Genomic DNA, 18,562 nt, shown 5'->3' with positions numbered 1-18,562 from the left:
GGACCGGGGCTGAGTTTCCCTCCCGCGGTGGTTAGGCGCGCGGGTTGTTGATCACTGAATTAGAAGCGTGTGCTTTCCAGATAGGCGCGGGTGTGCGCGGTATCTTGCATCTTGTCCGATTGCAGATCGACTGGCTGCGCCTCGGCGGCGGTGCCGCTGCTGGCCACGGCAACGGCGGCTGCCGGTGCGGCTGTCCCTGCCAGTTTCAGGAAATTGCGGCGGTTGGTGCCTTTGGTATCCTGGGTCATGGGTTGTACCCCTTTCCTTGGTTATGCGGGGGGAAGCCCGCCTGATGTGGTGCGGTTATCCCGCCGTCATACGAAATGCTTCGCGTTCAATGTCCATGAAGGCGCTGCCGACTGCGGCAACCCCGGCATATAGGACGGAGTTCTTGGCCCCTTGCAGGTCGGTAAAGAAGTGACCCGCCCAAGGCGCGATGTGTTTGTTGAAAAACGCCCGCTGCGTGGCGTCGCTGGCCGGAGCCCCAAAGCGCCCGACAATCATACCGCCCATCATCTCCATCAGGGATGCGATGTTGTCTTCGGGTTCAAAGACGTTTTCGGCGCGGCTGATGCGCTGTGCGGCCATGTCGCTGCGCAGGGCGGCGAGGGGCTTTTCGTTCAGAAAGCCGGTCAGGTAATAGCTGGCATAGGGCAGCAGCTCGCCCCGACCGAGACCAATGAACAGCGCGTTGAACTCGGTTTGCACTTTCTTGGGGGTCATGGCCTTGGCCACGCGCGCAAGCCCGTTGATCGCTTCGCCCAACGGGCTGTCATCGCCGGACAGGCCGGCGGTCTGGTCCAAGAGCATCTGATCCGCAGGGCGGGCCAGCATCACGCCAAGGTAATTGTACAGATCGGCGCGCAGGCGATCTTCGGCAGAGACTTGGGTGGCTTGGGCGGCAGCGGTCATGCGCTTTGCTCCTCAAAACGAAAGGCCATGCGGCGCGGGGGCAGGGCTGCGGGTTCTTCCATCGCGGTTTCGGCGACGGGGGGCTCTGCGGGGGTATCCGCTTGGGCCACGGCGACGGCGGGTGCGTCGACCTCTGCCGGAGCGACGGGCGTGGTCGGCTCTGTTTCAGCAGGTGTTTCTGCCGCATCGGTGGCGGTGTCGAGCGAGGCTGCAGCCTTGCGCGCGACATCTTCGATATGGCGGCGCAGCCCTTTGCCAACCTCATAGCTGGTGGTGAAACTCGTCACGGCAGAGGCTTGGGTATAGTCGTCAGCGTAGTCGACCAGATCATCCAGACAGGCCAGCGCCGGATCGGACACCCATAGTTTGCGCAGCGCACGGCGGCGCAGGTGTTCGGGGATGGCACGCGCCATAAAGGCCGAGAAATCATCGCCCGCTTTCAGCGTGTCAGGGTCGGGCAGATCAAACTCGGCCAGCAGTTCGGCGTCGGATTTTTCCGCCAGCGTGGCCTGATGCTGCGCCTCTGCCTGCTCTGCGGCGGCTTGCTGCGCGGCGGCTTCCTCTGCCTTGACGGCAGCGCGGCGGCGATCCCAAAAGGATGTGTGACGGGTCATTGTGACGACCCCGAACGCGACGTGCGCGGTGCGCGGTAGACATCGGTTGTCTGCGAGATGCGCGCGTCCCCGATCCCGTCTTGCTTCGGCTCTTGGTATTTGTCGCGCCGCCGCTTCACAAAGGCTTCTTCTTCGTGGTGCGTGTCGACATAGGCGCTGATCCAGGCATGGACCTGCGGGGTCATCATGACCTTTTCGACGATATCCTCGCCATTGTCGCTGTAATCCTGCGCCTCATAGGGAGAGGCGGTGACCATCACGACATCAAGCGGGCGGGCAGGGTCGCGGGTTTCGCGGCAGATGACATAAAGGCAGGGCACATTCGCGGCGAGCCCGTGCACATAGGCTTCGGTATCGGAGCGGTACAGCGTCAGCGGGACAGTGGTCACGTGATAGTCGGACACCTCGCCTTCGGTACGCAGCAGCTTCCAATCGGCGGGGTCGGCACCGGGCAGGACACAAACCGCACGCCAAACGACCTTCGCCCATTTCGTCACGCCGGGTGACTTGCGAAGGACTACCCCGACGGGCATCGTTTGCGCTGATTTAAGCGGTGCGTTCAATTTGGTTTCCGATGATGTTTCAGGCGTTTCCGGCCTCATATTGACGTAATCATAACGCGTATCAAAGAGGATTCTAGGGTTGAATCACACAGTTTTGTGATTGCTGCGGCGCGGCATTTCCCATGCGTCAGCATTTGCCATATTTGACTGGGGTTTCGGTCTTTCCGACTGTTTTTGTTGGGTAATTCATGCCGTAGGTGCGAACAGCCCTTTTGCGGGACGCAGGGGTAATTAGGGGTTTGCGGCGGGTCGCGAACACCACTAGCTTGGCCTGCGAGCGCTGACAGTGCCCCGCCGCTTGACCCATCCCATCCGGTGCTGTCCCCGAGGAGATTATGGAAAAGACTTTTCTGCTGTGCGACTGTCTGGGCAGTCAGGATATTGACGCGCCTGCCTTGTCAAAGGCGACGGGTCTGCCGTGCTCCAAGGTCTATAGCTGTTTGTGCACCGACCAGATCGGCACCGCGGCAGAGGCGATGGCCGCGGGCAATACCGTGATCGCGTGCCAGCAGGAACGCCCCCGCTTCGAGGAGCTGGCCGCCGAGATCAACGCAGAGGTGCCCCAGTTCGTCGATATTCGCGATCGCGCCGGCTGGCACGACGATCAGGGCGACGCGACGCCCAAGATGGCCGCCCTGATGGCGGAGCAGCAGCTTGCCGCACCGGCACCACGGGTGATGGATGTCGTGTCTGAGGGCACGTGTCTGATCATGGCCCCGCCCGCCCTCGCGCTTGAGGTGGCAGAGATGGTGGCCGATACGCTTGCGGTGACGGTGCTGTGGCAAGGCGATTATGAAGGGGCGGTTGATCCGCGTTTTGACGTGGTCAAAGGCGATCTGCGCAAGGCATCGGGCGCATTGGGCGATTTTAGCCTGACCTTTGACCAGTTGCAGATGTTGATCCCCGGTGGGCGCGGCGCGCCTTCGTTCACCGCGCCGCGGGACGGGGCCAAGTCGCAATGCGATATCATCCTGGATTTGACGGGGAACACATCGCTGTTTCCCGCGCCGCACAAACGTGACGGCTATGTGCGGGCCGATCCGGGCAGCAAGCCCGCCGTGGCAGAGGCCGTGCGCGAGGCCATGCAGATGGTCGGCACCTTTGAAAAGCCGCTTTACGTGCGGCTGAGTGAAAGTCTTTGCGCCCATTCGCGGGCCGGGCAGCCCGCCTGTTCCAACTGTCTGGACCTCTGCCCGACGGGGGCGATCACCTCGGCCGGGGAACATGTGGCGATTGACCCGATGATCTGCGCGGGTTGCGGTAGCTGTTCTGCGGTTTGCCCCTCGGGGGCGATCACCTATGACGCGCCGCCCGTGGATACCCTGTTCCGCCGGTTATCGACGCTGGCATCGACCTATCGCAAGGCAGGCGGCACCGCGCCGTGCTTGCTGGTGCATGACGACGACCACGGGGCCGAAATGATCCGCCTTTACGCGCGTTTTGGCGCGGGCTTGCCGGTTGATGTCATCCCGCTGGCGGTGGATGCGCTGGCGGGGTTCGGCCATGCAGAAATGCTCGCCGCACTTGGCTGCGGCTTTGCGCATGTGGATTTATTACTGTCGCCGCGTACAGAGCGTGACGTGATCGAGGTGCAGGCCGAGATTGCCCGCGCGATCAGCGGCACCGATACGATCCGTCTCATTGATGTGGCCGACCCCGATGCGCTGGAAACCGCACTGGTCACCGAAACCGCACAGCCCGCGCATGACACGCTGCTGCCTCTGGGCACCCGCCGTCAGGTCGCACGGCTTGCAGGCAAGACCCTTCAGCCCGAGGCCAAGGTGATCGACCTGCCCGACGCCGCCCCCTATGGCGCGGTGCTGGTGGATACCGATGCCTGCACCCTCTGCCTGTCCTGTGTGTCGCTTTGCCCGTCCGGGGCGCTTGGCGATAACCCCGATCTGCCCCAGCTGCGATTTCAGGAAGACGCCTGCCTGCAATGCGGGCTATGTGCGAACGTCTGCCCCGAGGATGCGATTACACTAAAGCCGCAGTTGAACCTGACCGCGCAGGCCTTCACCCAAGTGGTGCTGCATGAGGAAGAGCCCTTTGCCTGTATCGAATGCGGGTCGCTTTTCGGCGTGAAGTCCACGGTTGAGAAGATCACCGAAAAGCTGGCAGGAAAACACGCGATGTTCGCCTCCTCTGAGGCGGCGAAGATGATCCAGATGTGCGACAACTGCCGGATCAACGCGCAGTACCACGCGCAGAACAATCCGTTGGCTGGCAAAGAACGCCCGCGTGTGCGCACATCCGAAGACTATTTCAGCAAGCGCAAGGACCACTAAGCGCTGTGCCGACCCACCCAAAGAACAGGAGAAAATCATGAGCGATGATTTCAACATGTCGATGCGCAAGTTCCTCAAGCAGGTCGGTGTGACCTCGCAGCAGGCGATCGAAGAAGCGATGCGCGAAAACGGCGACACCGGCGGCAAGACATTCGAGGCCAAGGTGGTGCTGACCATCGACGGGTTGGACCTTGAACATGTCGTGACTGGCAAGATCCAAGGGCAGTCCGAAGCGTGAGCGTCACCCGTGATGCCGTACTGGCCTGCCTGAAAACCCTGAATGATCCCGTATCCGGTAAGGATATTGTAGAGCTTGGCCTTGTGAAGGCGCTGACCGTCGACGACGGCGCGGTGCGCTTTGTGCTTGAGGTCAATCCGAGCCACGCCGACGCCTACGCCAAGCTGCGCGACGAGGCCGACGCCGCTGTAAAGGCGCTTGAGGGCGTTGCCTCTGTCTCGGCCGTGCTGACGGCCCATTCCAAGCAGGCACCGCCGCCCGACCTGAAGCTGGGGCGCAAGTCCGAACCCGCGGGGCCCGAGAAGATCCCCGGCGTGGACCGGATCATCGCCATTGCGTCGGGCAAGGGCGGGGTGGGTAAATCTACCGTTGCCGCGAACCTTGCCTGTGCGCTGGCCGCCGAAGGGCGTCGCGTGGGCATGCTGGATGCCGATGTCTACGGCCCCTCGCAGCCGCGGATGCTGGGCGTGTCCGGGCGGCCTGCATCCCCCGATGGCAAGACGATCCTGCCGATGCGCAACTTTGGCGTGACGATGATGTCGATCGGGTTGATGACCAATGACGATCAGGCGGTCGTCTGGCGCGGCCCGATGCTTATGGGCGCGTTGCAGCAGATGATGATGCAAGTCCAATGGGGCGCGCTGGATGTGTTGATTGTTGATCTGCCCCCCGGCACCGGCGATGTGCAGATGACGCTGGCGCAAAAGGCCCATGTGGACGGCGCGATCATCGTCAGCACACCGCAGGATGTGGCGCTGCTGGATGCCCGTAAGGGGATCGACATGTTCAACCAGCTGAAGACCCCGATCCTCGGGATGATCGAGAACATGAGCACGCATATCTGCTCTAACTGCGGGCACGAGGAGCACGTCTTTGGGCATGGGGGCGTCGCCGCCGAGGCTGAAAAGCTGGGCGTGCCTTTGTTGGCCGAGATTCCGTTGCATCTGGATATCCGTGTCGCGGCTGACGGGGGCGCGCCGATTGTGGTGTCCAAACCCGACAGCACGCAGGCCGAAGGCTTCCGCAAGGTGGCCAAGGCCCTGATCGCGGGCGGGCACGCATGAGCGATAGCCCCGTCTTCCCCCCTTTGTTGACCGGCGCACAGGCGGAGGACCCCTTCGCTCAGGCCTGCGCAGAGGCGCGGCAGGGGTGTGATGCGGGGCTGGTGCTGTATAATCTGGGGCCCAGCGTATTGCAGGCCGCCATCGTCTTTGCGCCCGAGGTGCCGTTGGCCCGGGCGATGGCGATGCTCCCGCTTTGTGCCGTGGGCTTCCAGAACGCGCTTGGCGCGCTCGCCCCGCCAGAGGTGGGGGTGCATCTCGCGTGGAACGGCGATCTGCGTTTGAACGGTGCGATCTGCGGCCAGATGCGGGCGGCGGCGTCTGATACGGACCCTCATCACGTGCCCGACTGGCTGGTCGTTGCGTTTCACGTGAAGCTATTGCCGCACTCCGATACGCCGGGCGAAACGCCCGATGTCACCACGCTTTATGGCGAGGGGTGTGCCGAGGTAAGCCCGGTCGAGCTGCTAGAGGCCTGGGCGCGGCATATGCTGGTGGCGCTGAACCGCTGGGATGACGACGGCGCGGGCCCCTTGCATAAGGAATGGACCGGATTGGCCTGGGCCATGGGCGATCAGATCTCCTATGGCGATATGACGGGCGACTTTACCGGTATAGACGAAAACTTTGGCCTGCTGCTGAAAACCGATACGACCACGCATCTTATCCCTCTGACCGACCTGCTGGAGCCAGCCCCATGAGCGATCTTTTCCTCGCCCGCGCCATCCACTTTGATGAAAGCGACCGCAATGTGTTCCACGCGCCCGCGCGCACGGGTGAATGGTGCGTCTCTGGCGGGTTCGAATTTTCGAACTGGTCCGAAGGTGATCTGACCGGCAAGGCGCGGCAGGCCTTCGCGAATGGCTGGATGGGCGTAGAGACGTTTGGCCGCGTCACCTTTGTTGCCGTGACCAAAGCCGAACCCTTCGAGGTTGAAGCGATCACCTTGCAGCTGATGAAGCATTTCGTCGAGATCTATGGCGCGCCATCGCCCGAAGCGGCCCGCCCCGTCGCGGAAGAGGAAGTCGCCCAGATGATGGAGCTTTGCGCCGACCACGCGCCAAACACCTTGCTGACCGTCGCACGCGAGCTTTCAGACAGCGGTGTACGCGAAAGCTATCGTTTCATTGAACCGCAGGATGCGGGAATTGACCAGTTTGCGGTACACGGATCGTTAGACGATGACGATCATGGCGGGCACGGCCATTCTCACTGACAGTTAACTATACGAAACGCCCTGTCCGGCTATCCGGTCGGGGTTTTCCATGATCTGGGCCCGGATCGGGCCAAACATTCCCCAAAATAAATAGAATCAACGCCCTTTTGCATGAGGGTGACTCGGCTGCTTTGCGCAGCGAGATGCGGGTTTACGTCTGCAATCACCGCGCGAATTGCGTGTTTCGCCATCGAATTGATAGCGCCGCATATACGGACGGGTAGGGGGCTGCCCAGCAGATCAAAAACCTAACCCTAAGCGAGAATGCACCCCGAGACATTTCCCCTGATGATGAGTTCAGGACAGCCCAAACACTGGGCCGGTTCATCAAAACCGCCGGCGGTGGTCGGCAACTAGGGGAAAAAATTATGACTTTCAAAACTCAACAAATCGCCCGTGCACTGCTTGCTGGTGTCGCGATTTCTGTCGCCGGCGTGCCGGCTTTTGCTGACGCACTTTCCAGCACATTTTCTTTCCGCATCGTCGAAACCAATGACGGTGGCGAAGAGCAGTTGATCGAGCGGGGCACCGTCCGCCCAGGCGAGGTCATCCAATACCAACTGCAGCACGAGAACACGACTGCAGACGCACTTGCGGGGATCGTTATTGCGGCCCCCGTACCCGAAGGGGTCACCCTGACGCTTGGCGCACAGAGCACATCGATCAAGGCCGTGTTCGAAGTCCAGGCTGATCTCGACCCTGAAAACGATGGCCTTGAATGGTCCACACTTCCCGCCACCCGCATGGTCGCCGGTGCAGATGGCACACTTCAACCAGAACCACTTCCTGAGGATCAGATTGCTGCCGTCCGTTGGACGCTCAGCGAACCTTTGGAGTCAGGCGAAATCGCACTCAACAGCTATCGGGTGCGCGTCAACTGATCGGGGGGAACCTGATCCAATTTACCTAATCTAGATAAATCAAAGGAATGACTAACGTGAAACATCAATCTTTCTTCATGCGCTCTGCAAGCGCGATGGCGGTGACTGCCGCATTTGGCGCAGCCGCTTCGGCCGCCGCACCAGAAGCCGGGTCCGTGATCGGCAACCAAGCGGTTGCGACCTATACAAACCAAGCGGGCGATACCATCACGGTCACGTCGAACACGGTTGAAACGATCGTTCAGCAGGTTGCTGGCGTGACATTGACCTCGGACAACAACGAAACCATCGCACCCGGTGGTAAAGCCTTCCTGCCGCACATCGTTACCAACGAAGGGAACGGCGCAGACTTCTTCGCACTGACCGCAGTAGAGACAGACACAGGCACGCTCGATACCTCTGCCATCGTCTTTTATCCGGATGCGAACATGGATGGTGTCGCGGATAGCGCCACACCGCTGACCGAAACGCCAACATTGGCACCGGGCGAGCAGTTCGGCGTCGTAATCGAAGTCTCTGTCCCCTCGAACGCAACAGGGTCGGACAGCATCACAGTGACCGCAAGGTCTGATCTTGATGGCACCGAGACAGCCGTCAACACCGATACGCTAACCATCTCGAACGACGCGATTGTCGAACTGGTCAAGTCCATGGTCGCTGATGCAGCGTCCGGTGGTAACCCCAACATCGTCGATGCCGGCGATACCGTGAGCATCGAGCTGACATATTCCAGCACCGGTCTGGCAGCTGCGAACAACTATACCGTCGATGACATTCTGGACGGTCGCCTGGCCTATGTGCCCGGTTCGGCACGGTGGTCTGACGCCGCGGGTATTCTGGATGACGCCAACGGGTCTTCTTCGGTCGATGCGACCAATGGCTCGGGCGAGACAATCGCCTTTGATACCAACGGCCAGAGCGTCAACTTCAACATCTCGAGCGTCGGTTCCGGCCGTTCCGGTAGCGTGACGTTCCAAGCTGTGATCCTCGACACTGCTGATGCGGGTATCATTGAAAACGTCGCCACACAGGAAATCGACAACGTTGCCTTCCCACCCTCGAACACAGCTTCGATCATTGTGGATGACCAATTCGCGGTCTCCATCGCTGATACAGCCATCGACGGTGCTGGTGCGGCGGATCCAACGACGGCTTCGGCAACAGATGATGACGCGGCAAACAACGATGTCGTGACCGAAACTGGCGATGCGGCCCAGGGTGGCACAGTGAAGCATGAATTCGTGCTGACCAACCGGTCGAACCAGACCGACAGTCTGACGCTTGATGTCAGCAACATCGACTACCCCGCGGGCACAACCTTCCGCTTTGTGGGTGCAGACGGTGTGACACCGATCATCGGTTCCGTCGGTCCGCTTGCGGCGGGTGACAGCGCCAAGGTCACCTTGATCGCAACACTGCCAACAGATGTGGCCCCAACGGCTGCTGCCAACTTCAACGCCACCGTATCCACCACCTCCGATGCCTCGGGTGTTTCCGATACATCGACAGCGACCTTCACCGGTGCGATCCTTGCCTCTGCCGTTGATCTTGAGAACGCAGTCGCAGGCTCCGAAGGCGATGGCCTTGACCCCACCAATGCCGGCGCGCCATGGGTGAACTATGCCACCGATCCAGGTGCACCGGTCACCTACGACATGGTCGTTGAAAACAACGGTCCGGTATCCGACAGCTACAACCTCTCGCTGGCACAAGCGCTGCCCGCCGGTTGGACCGTCGAATTCCGCTCCGCTGACGGGTCCGCGATCAGCAACACCGGGACCATCCCTGCTGGTGCAAGCGATACCTTCACCGTTGTGGTAACCCCGCCGGCAGATCAGGCACCGGGTGACACATTGGTCGACATCGCGCTGGTGTCCTCTGTCTCGGGCCAAGGCGACCGGATCGTCAACGAAGTGACCGTGAACGAGATCTACAACGTAGAGATCATCGATGACCAGAACGCCCAGGCCTCGCCCGGTGGTATCGTCGACATGGTGCACACCATCACCAACACCGGTAACGTTGCGATCACCGAAGGTGCGATCAACGACACAGGGTTGAACAACTTCTCGGGCGCTTTGTTCTGGGATGCCAACGGCAACGGCGTGATCGACCCTTCCGAGCTGGTGATCGACAACTTTGATGATCTGACGGACGGTGTCTCGGCTGGTGTGAACGGGCTTGCCCCCGGTGAAAGCATCTCGGTTATCTACCGTGTGCAAACACCATCGACAGCGACAAGCGGTGTGACCGAAATCGGTACCATCAGCCTTGACCCCTCGCTGAACGGTGGCACAGCGACCGACGCGGATACTGCTGACAACGCAGTAGAAGACCGGATCGTGATCATCTCTGGCGACGTCACGCTGAGCAAGTACCAGTACATCGACGCCAACTGCGACGGCACCGTCGGGACCTTTACCAAGACCCGTCAGGACGTCTCTCCCGGTCAGTGCATCCGCTACAAAGTGGAAGCTGAAAACACCGGCTCCTCTCCCGCTGCAAACGTCATCATCTCTGATGCCGCCCCTGCCTACACATCGGTAACCGACTGTGGTGGCACATGCAGCGAGACGCTCTTCCCGGCAGGTAGCACCGCCACAGTCACCTCGAGCAACATCTCGAGCGACCACGGCACGGTCCTTCCGGGTGGGTTCGCCACGCTAGAATTCACCGTTCAGGTGGACGAGTAAACGAACCCCAGGTTTCCCCGGAGCACCCTTCCCCCCCTCGCTCCGGGGGAACCACACTTCCTCTCCTCTTAGAAAAGATAGAACAGGGATTGATCAAATGGACCGCAACTTTCACAAAACCGCCCTCCGCATGATGTCGTGTTTCTGGATCGTCGCGCTGGTGATCTCCCTCCTGCCGCACGGCGCCGCTGCCAAGCAGGTACCCGCAGGCACCTTCATCCGGAACGTCGCGCAGACCACCTACTTTAACGAAGCGCTGGGCATCATCGAGACTGTATACTCGAACGCCGTAGACGCCAAAGTAGCCGCAGTGCCTGCGCTGGATGTCAACGGATACTCCGAACTGATGCTGACCCGTGGCGCGATGGCGCAATACTACTTCGAGGTCGCCAACATCGGGAACGTCCCGCTGAACGCCGCCATGACCATGCAGCACCAAGAGGGTGCCGGCATGATGAACGACGCCCGCCTTGTCTATGACGCGAATGCCAATGGCCGCATCGACAATGGCGAAGCCACCATCAGCGCAGGCGCGCCGATGTTCATGGATGTGGGCGACAGCGCTCAGCTCATCTACGAATTCCGCACCTCCTTCTACGCCACGCCCGCCACGCTGATGCAGTCGGTGCTGTCGGTATCCGCCACAAGCACAACAGGCTTCGCGGCCCGTCGCATCCTGACGGGTGCCGCAGCTGGCAAGACCACCATCATGGGCAGCTCGCTTGAGCTGCAAAAGGAACAATCCGTCCGCGAGATGGAAGACGAAACACAGCTGACCTACACGCTGCGCCTGCGCAACGACTCGGACGGTGATGTGCTGGCCTATGGTGACGTACACGGTGCCCAGATCCGCATCGACGGGGCCGCCGCCACAGGTGTTCTGCTGCGCGACGAGGTGCCCCTGAACGCCCGTTTCCACAGCATCACCGACCCAAGCGGCATGGTTGCGCTGTATCACGCGGCGGGCGATGCGCGTCATGATTACCAGACTGCGCGCCCCGCTGGCGAGGTCGACGCCGTGGCTTTCTTTCACGAGGGCGACTACGAAATCGGTTTTGCCCGCGACCCCGCGTTCACTGTGACCGTGCCCATGAACTTGGGCGACGTAGAGGTCGCCAACACCGCCCGCAGCTTCGTGAAAATGGAAGATCGCACAGTTGATGTAGACTCTAACACAACAGTTTACAGCCGCGATGCTGCCGGGACCGGTGCCCTGCAATTTGAACATCCTGAAACCGCAGCAGACCAGCCTCATGCTGTGCCAAACAGCGATACCCGCCTGCGTCTGACCGCCGGTGCGTGCAACGAAACGATGTCCGCAGATCGTGCGATCATCACGCTGCGCAGCTTCCTGACCGGCGATGTAGAGCGTGTGACCGCCACGGAAACAGACCCTAACAACGGTGTTTTCCTTACCGCCGCCGTTCCTATGGCGCGGATGGATGTGCCCGTATCCGGCGACAATGTGATCGCGACCACCGACGGTGACCGTCTGATCGCCACTGCCGATTGTGCCGGTGCCGCGCTGCAAGACGAGCTGCTGATCACCCCCGGTAACTTCCTGTTCAATGCGCTGACCAACGAGCCGATCGGGAATGTGGCCATCGCGCTGATGGACATGAACAGCGGTGCCGAAATGGCGCGCCGTATGACCGATGCCCGCGGCTTCTTCAGCTTCGGTGACATGCCTGCCGGTGAATACCAGTACGCCGTGATGAACGCCCCCGCATGGGACGTTCCTTCCGTGCGCGCCGACTTCCCCGGCTTTAACCGTCGTGTTGCGGGGGCCGGTTATATGGCAAGCTTCCGCCACGCCGGTGGGATGCTCGACATCTCGGACATTCCTGCGGACCCACACTATGGCGTGCCGCTGGCGCTGGACAAGCAGGCCGACAAGGATATGGTCGGCGCGGGCGAGTTCGTGGTCTACACCCTGAACTTCACCAACAACATGAACCAGGCGCTGATCGGTGCCGAAATCATGGATCGCCCCGCCTTTGGCAGCCAGTTGGTTGCAGGGTCGGTGACCTTCAACGGCGAGACAATGGAAGACCCTGCCGTCGATGCGTCGGGTGACATGACCTATGACCTGGGCACGCTGGCCCCCCTGTCGAGCCACGAGCTGACCTATGTCATGCAGTTCACCGCAGCCGCCCGCGAAGGCCGCAACGAGAACACCGCGGTTCTGACGGGTCGTCAGGCGGGCACCGGTACCGTGATGCAGTCCCAGACTGCCCGCGCGATGGTCAAGCTGAACAACAGCGGTGGCGTCTTCGCCCGCGAAGCCACTGTCATCGGGTCGGTCTTTATGGACTGTGACAAAGACGGTATCCGTGGCGACCACACTGAACCAGGCATCCCCGGCGTCCGTATCGTGACCCAAGAAGGCCTGTCGGTTGTGACCGATATGGATGGTAAATACTCCCTTTTCGGTCTGCGTCCCGTGACCCATGCGTTCCTTGTGCAGGACGAAACCCTGCCCGTTGGTACCGAAGTGACCGTAACCCGCACCAATGATCTGCTGCGCGGTGGGTCGCGCCTGATCCCGCTGCGCAAAGGGGAACTGCGCGCCGAGCACTTCGCCGTGCTGGACTGCACCCCCGAAGCGATGGCCGAGGTTGACCAGCGTCAGAAGTACTTTGCCGAGCAGCCGCAATCCAACGCGCTGACGGCTGCCGACCTGCCGATTGAAGGCCAGCGTGCGCCGGTACGTTCCGTGCGCAGCGAAGCCGGTGTGGCGACCACCACGCAGCTGACCTCGCGTCTGATGCAGCGTCTGGATGAAAACCGCGCGGCGCACTCCGTCTCTGAAAAAGCGTCTGGCAAGGCACAGCGCCAGTCGCTCGAGATGCTGATCAAAACGCTGGACGATGCACCCGGTTTCGTGGACCTGACCGACGGTCAGACACTGGATCGCCGCACCCAAAGCGTGCGCGTCAAGGGCAAGGGCGATCTGTCGCTGGGCCTGCTGGTGAACGGCCGCGAGCTGAGCAGCGACCGCGTAGGCGAGCGTACAAGCTTCGAGAAGAACAACACGCAGGCACTGGATTTTGTCGCGGTGAAACTGGACGCGGGGCAGAACACCCTGACGCTGGTCGGCCGTGACGGTTTCGGCATCGAACGTGTCCGCGAGGAAATCACCGTGGTTGCCCCCGGCAAGCCCGCCAAATTCGAGGTGATCATGCCCGACACCGCGCCCGCATCGCCGACCGATGTGATCCCGGTTGTGGTGCGTGTGCTGGATGCCCGTGGCATGCCTGTACCTGCCTCCGGTACCGTGACCCTCAGCGCCAAGCTGGCCCTGTGGGACGTGGCCGACATCCGCGAAGGCACCCCCGGCGTGCAGGTCTATCTGGACAACGGCGAGGCCACCTTTGGGCTGATCCCGCCACAGGTTGCAGGCACAGACCGTATCACCATCAGCGGTGCCTTTGGCCGCGCCGAAGAAACCATCACATTCACACCTGATCTGGACCAGCGCATCATGGTTGGCGTGATCGAAGGGGCCGTGGCCTTGGGCGGCGCAAAGGGTGAGCTGCTGGACGCGGATCGTTTCAGCTCTTTCGAAGACACAACCACCGGTCTGCGGGGTGAAGTGTATCTTAAGGGCGTGATCTCGGGTGATGCGCTGCTGACACTGCGCTATAGCTCGGACCGTGACACCGAAGACCGCCTGTTCCGCGACATCCGTGGAGACGAGTTCTACCCTGTGTATGGTGACAACTCCGAACGTGGCTTCGACGCGCAATCCTCGGAAAACCTGTACGTTAAGGTCGAGAAGGGTCGTTCGTACATCCTTTACGGTGACATCGCGATCGAACCCGAAGCCAGCGCGCTGAAGCTTGACGGCATGCGTCGTGTGGTGACCGGTGCCAAAGCCCATTGGGAAAACGACAAGGTCGGCGTGACCCTGTTCGGTGCCCGTACCGCCCAAGAGCAGCGCGTGCAGGAATTCCTCGGGCGTGGTGTGTCCGGCCCCTATGACCTGGATCTGGACGGCTATGTACAAGGCTCCGAGCGGGTTGAACTGCTGGTGCGCGATGAAGAGGGCGGGGATGTCATCTCGACCACGCCGCTGCGCCGCGGCAGCGACTACCTGCTGGACTTCTTTGGCAACTCGATCACTTTTGACGATGCGGTGCGCCAGTTCGACGGTCAGGGCAACCCTGTGTCGGTGCGCGTCACCTACGAAGTCGATGTGGAAGGGGCCGACCGCTACTGGCTCTATGGCGGTGAGGTGAACCTCGCGCTGACCGACCGCACCACCGTTGGCGCACGTATCGTGCATGCCGATGCCGACCGTGGCAATACCGCCCGCGAGCGTCTGCACTCTGCCTATATCCGTCACGAGGGGACGCAGGGTGGCGTGTGGGAAGCCGAGGCTGCGCGCTCCGAAGATGCAAATGGCGTATCGGATACTGCGTACCGTCTGTCCTATGACATCCGCAAGGAAACCGGACACTTCAACTTCGAGATGGTTCACACCGGCGAGAAGTTTGCCTCGCGCGGCGGTCTGGCACTGCCCGGCACCACCCGTGCGCGTCTCAACTACGGTTTTGACATCGACGGGACCAGCGACTTTGTTCTTGGTGTGGACTATGTACGTGACCGCACCTCTGACATCGAGCGTCTGACCGTGGATGCCGTCTATGCCAAAGAGTTCAGCACGAACTTCAAAGGCTACATCGGGCTGGAGTATCGCCTGGACCACACCGCAACCTCGAAGAAGGCCCACCCCGGTCTGATCCTTGGCGGCCACTGGACCCCTGCGAACCGCCCCGGCACCGTCATCACCGCAGAGCTGCGTCACCCCTTTGGCGGCTCGGACCGTCCGACAGAGCTGACCCTGGGCATGTACCGCGAGCCCGTGCCCGGCTGGCGTGCCTATAGCGAGGTCGAAATGACCTTTGGCGACGACAGCATGGCCACACACTCCAAGCTGGGTTTCTCTTACGACCTGAACGACTGGCTGCGCGGAAGCACCGATTTCGTCAAAGGTCTGGGATCTTCGGACACCATGTTTACCCAGGCGATGATGGGCAAATGGGCGATGAACGGGAACACCAGCTTCAGCTTCGGGATTGAACATTCCCGCAGCATGGAAAGCGACGATCACCGTCTGACCAGCGTTGCCCTTGGCGCGAAGTGGGGGTCCAGCGCGGAAAGCTGGGTGGGCGATGCCGATGCGGACACTACATTTGAAGACAGTGGCAACACCCATTACGCCAGCTTTGGCATCGCGGGTAAGATTACACCTGACTTCACCGTGCTGGGCCGTACCCGTGTTGCACTGGACAAGCGCGACGGTCGTGACCACCGCCGGATCCGGTCGCGTGCGGGTATCGCCTACCGTCCGGTTCACGATCCACGCCTCGAAGTGCTGGCATGGTACGAGCACCGCATCGAACAGCGCGAGACCAAATCGGTGACCCATATGTGGTCTGTAGACGCGGCCTATGAAGTAGACGCCGACCTGCGCCTGAACGCGAAATACGCGGGCCAGTCGCAAAAGCTGACCACCCTTGGCGGCTTCTCTCCCCGCGCCACCACCCAACTGGTGCAGGCTGGCTTTAACTACGAGTTCGGCGACAACAGGTTCCAGATCGGCTTGAACGCCGCGCATCTGTGGGACAACCAAGGCAATGCCACCAACGGTATCGGCGCAGAGATCGGGTTTGCCCCCACCAAAGGTGCGCTGGTTGCATTGGGCTATAACCGCGCGATGAACAAGTCGGCCCTGCGCAGCGATCTGTATCAGGAAGGTTTCTACCTGCGCTTCAAGCTGCTGCTGGATAACTCGCTCTGGGACCGCCTGGACAGCTTTATGGAAAGCTAAAGCCAAACGGGACAAACCTATCACGGCAAAAAGAAGCCCCGGCACATAGGCCGGGGCTTTCGTCATTTCAGAAGGGGTGGGTAAGCTTACGCTTCGCCGCCTTCTTCTTTCTTGATTTCTTCGCCGGTTTCCTGATCGACAACTTTCATCGACAGGCGCACCTTGCCGCGATCGTCAAAGCCAAGCAGCTTCACTTTCACTTCCTGACCTTCCTTCAGAACATCCGAAGGGTGGTTCAGGCGGCGGTTTTCGATTTGGGATACGTGTACCAGACCGTCGCGCTTGCCAAAGAAGTTCACGAAGGCACCGAAATCAACGATCTTGACGACGGTACCGGTGTAAACCGCACCTTCTTCAGGCTCGGCCACGATGGACCAGATCATGTCATAGGCTTTCTTGATCGAGTCGCCGTTTGGCGATGCGATTTTGATGATGCCTTCGTCGTTGATGTCGACTTTCGCGCCGGACACTTCAACGATCTCGCGGATCACTTTACCGCCGGACCCGATCACTTCACGGATCTTGTCGGTTGGGATCTGCATCGTTTCGATGCGTGGAGCGTGGACAGAGAATTCACCCGCGCCGGAGATGGCTTTGTTCATCTCGCCCAGGATGTGCACACGGCCCGCTTTGGCTTGTGCCAGAGCTTTCTCCATGATCTCGGGGGTGATGCCGGCGATCTTGATGTCCATCTGCAGCGACGTGATACCTGCTTCGGTACCGGCCACTTTAAAGTCCATGTCGCCCAGGTGGTCTTCGTCACCCAAGATGTCGGACAGGATCGCGTAGGAGCCGTCTTCTTCCAGGATCAGACCCATGGCAACACCCGCGACGGGTGCTTTCAATGGAACGCCTGCGTCCATCATGGACAAGGAGCCACCGCAAACCGACGCCATCGAGCTGGAGCCGTTCGATTCAGTGATCTCGGACACAACGCGGATGGTGTAGGGGAAGTCGGTGGAGGCAGGCAGAACCGCCTGCAACGCACGCCAAGCCAACTTGCCGTGACCGATTTCGCGACGGCCGGGGCCACCGACACGGCCAACTTCACCAACCGAATAGGGCGGGAAGTTATAGTGCAGCATGAAGTTGGATTTGAAGTTGCCGTGCAGCGCATCGATGAACTGTTCGTCATCGCCGGTGCCCAAAGTGGTCACAACCAGACCCTGTGTTTCGCCACGTGTGAACAGCGACGACCCGTGTGTACGGGGCAGGATGCCGGTTTCGGCCACGATGTCGCGGATTTCGTCGGTCTTACGGCCGTCGATACGCTTACCGGTTTTAACCACGTCACCACGCAGGATGGACGCTTCGAGGCCTTTCAGTGCGGACCCGAGGTTCGCGTCTTCCAGTTGCTCTTCGGTCAGCGCGGCTTTGATTGTTTCGCGGGCAGCGGCAACAGCGGCGGTGCGCTCTTGCTTGTCGGCGATTGCAAAAGCGGCGCGCATGGCGTCTTCGCCAGCGGCTTTGACAGCAGCGGACAGGTCCGAATAGTCAACCGGCTGGAAGTCAAACGGCTCTTTCGCAGCGTCTTCGGCCAGATCAATGATCAGGTCGATAACAGGCTGGATTTGCTCGTGCGCGAATTTCACCGCACCCAGCATTTCTTCTTCCGACAGCTCATAGGCTTCGGATTCAACCATCATCACGGCTTCTTTGGTGCCAGCGACAACCAGATCAAGACGTTGATCAGGGTTCAGGCGCAGGTCCTGCATGTCGTCGACGGTCGGGTTCAGAACGTAATCGCCATCCTCGAAACCAACGCGGCAGGCACCGATCGGGCCACGGAATGGCGCGCCGGAAATGGTCAGCGCTGCGGAGGCAGCGATCATGGCGACCATATCGGGGTCATTGACCAGATCGTGGCTGAGAACGGTACACATCACCAGAACTTCGTTTTTGAAGCCGGGAACGAACAGCGGACGGATCGGACGGTCGATCAGACGGGCTGTCAGGGTTTCCTTCTCGGTGGGGCGGGCCTCACGCTTGAAGAAGCCACCCGGTACTTTACCGGCGGCGTAGTATTTCTCTTGGTAGTGGACGGTCAGCGGAAAGAAGTCCTGACCGGGTTTTTGCTGGCGTGCAAAGGTGACGTTCGCCATGACGCTGGTTTCGCCCAGTGTCGCAATCACCGAACCGTCTGCCTGACGGGCCACTTTGCCAGTTTCCAGTGTCAGCGTCTCTTCGCCCCACTGCATGGATTTTTTCGTTACATTAAACATCTACGTTTCCTGTTTCGGCCCGGATCGGGCCATTTGCG

The 18,562-nt window shown here is 60.7% G+C and carries 13 protein-coding genes; 8 read left to right on the top strand and 5 right to left on the bottom strand.

The window, feature by feature from the left end; translation table 11 throughout:
• Positions 1 to 59: 59 nt before the first annotated feature.
• From ABM428_RS00530 to ABM428_RS00515, 4 genes are read right to left on the bottom strand one after another with little or no spacing between them, the layout of a single operon-like run.
• Positions 60 to 248 carry a twin-arginine translocation signal domain-containing protein gene (locus ABM428_RS00530; protein WP_005850294.1) on the bottom strand — a complete coding sequence of 63 codons (189 nt, stop codon included), beginning with the start codon at positions 246 to 248 and terminating at the stop codon, positions 60 to 62.
• A 55-nt stretch (positions 249 to 303) separates the two neighbouring features.
• On the bottom strand, positions 304 to 912 hold the full coding sequence (locus tag ABM428_RS00525; RefSeq protein WP_009825482.1) for a molecular chaperone: 609 nt from the start codon (positions 910 to 912) through the stop codon (positions 304 to 306).
• Positions 909 to 1,526: a DUF3306 domain-containing protein gene (locus ABM428_RS00520; protein ID WP_132997865.1), complete on the bottom strand. Its 618-nt coding sequence runs from the start codon at positions 1,524 to 1,526 to the stop codon at positions 909 to 911. Before ABM428_RS00520 ends, ABM428_RS00525 begins: the two co-directional genes overlap by 4 nt.
• Positions 1,523 to 2,059 carry a DUF3305 domain-containing protein gene (locus tag ABM428_RS00515; RefSeq protein ID WP_132997911.1) on the bottom strand — a complete coding sequence of 179 codons (537 nt, stop codon included), beginning with the start codon at positions 2,057 to 2,059 and terminating at the stop codon, positions 1,523 to 1,525. Before ABM428_RS00515 ends, ABM428_RS00520 begins: the two co-directional genes overlap by 4 nt.
• A gap of 365 nt (positions 2,060 to 2,424) precedes the next feature.
• On the opposite strand from ABM428_RS00515, the gene ABM428_RS00510 reads away from it, so the two are divergent.
• The 8 genes from ABM428_RS00510 to ABM428_RS00475 all read left to right on the top strand — a co-directional run bounded on the left by ABM428_RS00510 (position 2,425) and on the right by ABM428_RS00475 (position 16,302).
• Complete coding sequence (locus tag ABM428_RS00510; protein WP_353628055.1) at positions 2,425 to 4,377, top strand: 4Fe-4S binding protein; 1,953 nt, start codon at positions 2,425 to 2,427, stop codon at positions 4,375 to 4,377.
• A 37-nt stretch (positions 4,378 to 4,414) separates the two neighbouring features.
• Positions 4,415 to 4,615, top strand: a complete 201-nt coding sequence (locus ABM428_RS00505) for a DUF6494 family protein (RefSeq protein ID WP_009825478.1) — start codon at positions 4,415 to 4,417, stop codon at positions 4,613 to 4,615.
• Positions 4,612 to 5,679, top strand: coding sequence for an iron-sulfur cluster carrier protein ApbC (gene apbC / locus ABM428_RS00500; protein ID WP_009825477.1), 1,068 nt, complete (start codon positions 4,612 to 4,614; stop codon positions 5,677 to 5,679). Before ABM428_RS00505 ends, apbC begins: the two co-directional genes overlap by 4 nt.
• Complete coding sequence (locus ABM428_RS00495) at positions 5,676 to 6,377, top strand: DUF4444 domain-containing protein (protein WP_353628054.1); 702 nt, start codon at positions 5,676 to 5,678, stop codon at positions 6,375 to 6,377. Before apbC ends, ABM428_RS00495 begins: the two co-directional genes overlap by 4 nt.
• Positions 6,374 to 6,892 carry a DUF6505 family protein gene (locus ABM428_RS00490; RefSeq protein ID WP_005850279.1) on the top strand — a complete coding sequence of 173 codons (519 nt, stop codon included), beginning with the start codon at positions 6,374 to 6,376 and terminating at the stop codon, positions 6,890 to 6,892. Before ABM428_RS00495 ends, ABM428_RS00490 begins: the two co-directional genes overlap by 4 nt.
• Before the next feature lie 368 nt (positions 6,893 to 7,260).
• Positions 7,261 to 7,773 (top strand): hypothetical protein, encoded by a 513-nt coding sequence (locus ABM428_RS00485; RefSeq protein ID WP_005850277.1) that lies wholly within the window; start codon positions 7,261 to 7,263, stop codon positions 7,771 to 7,773.
• Between the two features lie 47 nt (positions 7,774 to 7,820).
• Complete coding sequence (locus tag ABM428_RS00480; RefSeq protein WP_353628053.1) at positions 7,821 to 10,466, top strand: NEW3 domain-containing protein; 2,646 nt, start codon at positions 7,821 to 7,823, stop codon at positions 10,464 to 10,466.
• Positions 10,467 to 10,563: 97 nt separating this feature from the next.
• Positions 10,564 to 16,302, top strand: a complete 5,739-nt coding sequence (locus ABM428_RS00475) for a hypothetical protein (RefSeq protein ID WP_353628052.1) — start codon at positions 10,564 to 10,566, stop codon at positions 16,300 to 16,302.
• A gap of 86 nt (positions 16,303 to 16,388) precedes the next feature.
• On the opposite strand, the gene pnp is transcribed toward ABM428_RS00475, so the two are convergent.
• The gene (gene pnp / locus ABM428_RS00470) at positions 16,389 to 18,524 is read right to left on the bottom strand and encodes a polyribonucleotide nucleotidyltransferase (RefSeq protein ID WP_009825473.1); all 2,136 of its coding nucleotides are present in this window, start codon (positions 18,522 to 18,524) and stop codon (positions 16,389 to 16,391) included.
• Positions 18,525 to 18,562: the final 38 nt, after the last annotated feature.

The sequence above is a fragment of the Sulfitobacter sp. TCYB15 genome, assembly GCF_040435955.1.
Taxonomy (GTDB): Bacteria; Pseudomonadota; Alphaproteobacteria; order Rhodobacterales; family Rhodobacteraceae; genus Sulfitobacter; species Sulfitobacter pontiacus.
Note: the sequence above shows the minus strand (reverse complement) of the source record. Positions and strands in the feature narration are given on the sequence as shown.

What these genes read in the sequence shown, in the direction of transcription:
- ABM428_RS00515 (WP_132997911.1), bottom strand. Translation starts at nt 2,059, where the DNA reads ATGCCCGTCGGGGTAGTCCTTCGCAAGTCACCCGGCGTGACGAAATGG.
- ABM428_RS00505 (WP_009825478.1), top strand. Translation starts at nt 4,415, where the DNA reads ATGAGCGATGATTTCAACATGTCGATGCGCAAGTTCCTCAAGCAGGTC.
- ABM428_RS00485 (WP_005850277.1), top strand. Translation starts at nt 7,261, where the DNA reads ATGACTTTCAAAACTCAACAAATCGCCCGTGCACTGCTTGCTGGTGTC.
- ABM428_RS00510 (WP_353628055.1), top strand. Translation starts at nt 2,425, where the DNA reads ATGGAAAAGACTTTTCTGCTGTGCGACTGTCTGGGCAGTCAGGATATT.
- ABM428_RS00475 (WP_353628052.1), top strand. Translation starts at nt 10,564, where the DNA reads ATGGACCGCAACTTTCACAAAACCGCCCTCCGCATGATGTCGTGTTTC.
- ABM428_RS00525 (WP_009825482.1), bottom strand. Translation starts at nt 912, where the DNA reads ATGACCGCTGCCGCCCAAGCCACCCAAGTCTCTGCCGAAGATCGCCTG.
- ABM428_RS00530 (WP_005850294.1), bottom strand. Translation starts at nt 248, where the DNA reads ATGACCCAGGATACCAAAGGCACCAACCGCCGCAATTTCCTGAAACTG.
- ABM428_RS00495 (WP_353628054.1), top strand. Translation starts at nt 5,676, where the DNA reads ATGAGCGATAGCCCCGTCTTCCCCCCTTTGTTGACCGGCGCACAGGCG.
- ABM428_RS00490 (WP_005850279.1), top strand. Translation starts at nt 6,374, where the DNA reads ATGAGCGATCTTTTCCTCGCCCGCGCCATCCACTTTGATGAAAGCGAC.
- ABM428_RS00520 (WP_132997865.1), bottom strand. Translation starts at nt 1,526, where the DNA reads ATGACCCGTCACACATCCTTTTGGGATCGCCGCCGCGCTGCCGTCAAG.
- pnp (WP_009825473.1), bottom strand. Translation starts at nt 18,524, where the DNA reads ATGTTTAATGTAACGAAAAAATCCATGCAGTGGGGCGAAGAGACGCTG.
- ABM428_RS00480 (WP_353628053.1), top strand. Translation starts at nt 7,821, where the DNA reads ATGACTAACGTGAAACATCAATCTTTCTTCATGCGCTCTGCAAGCGCG.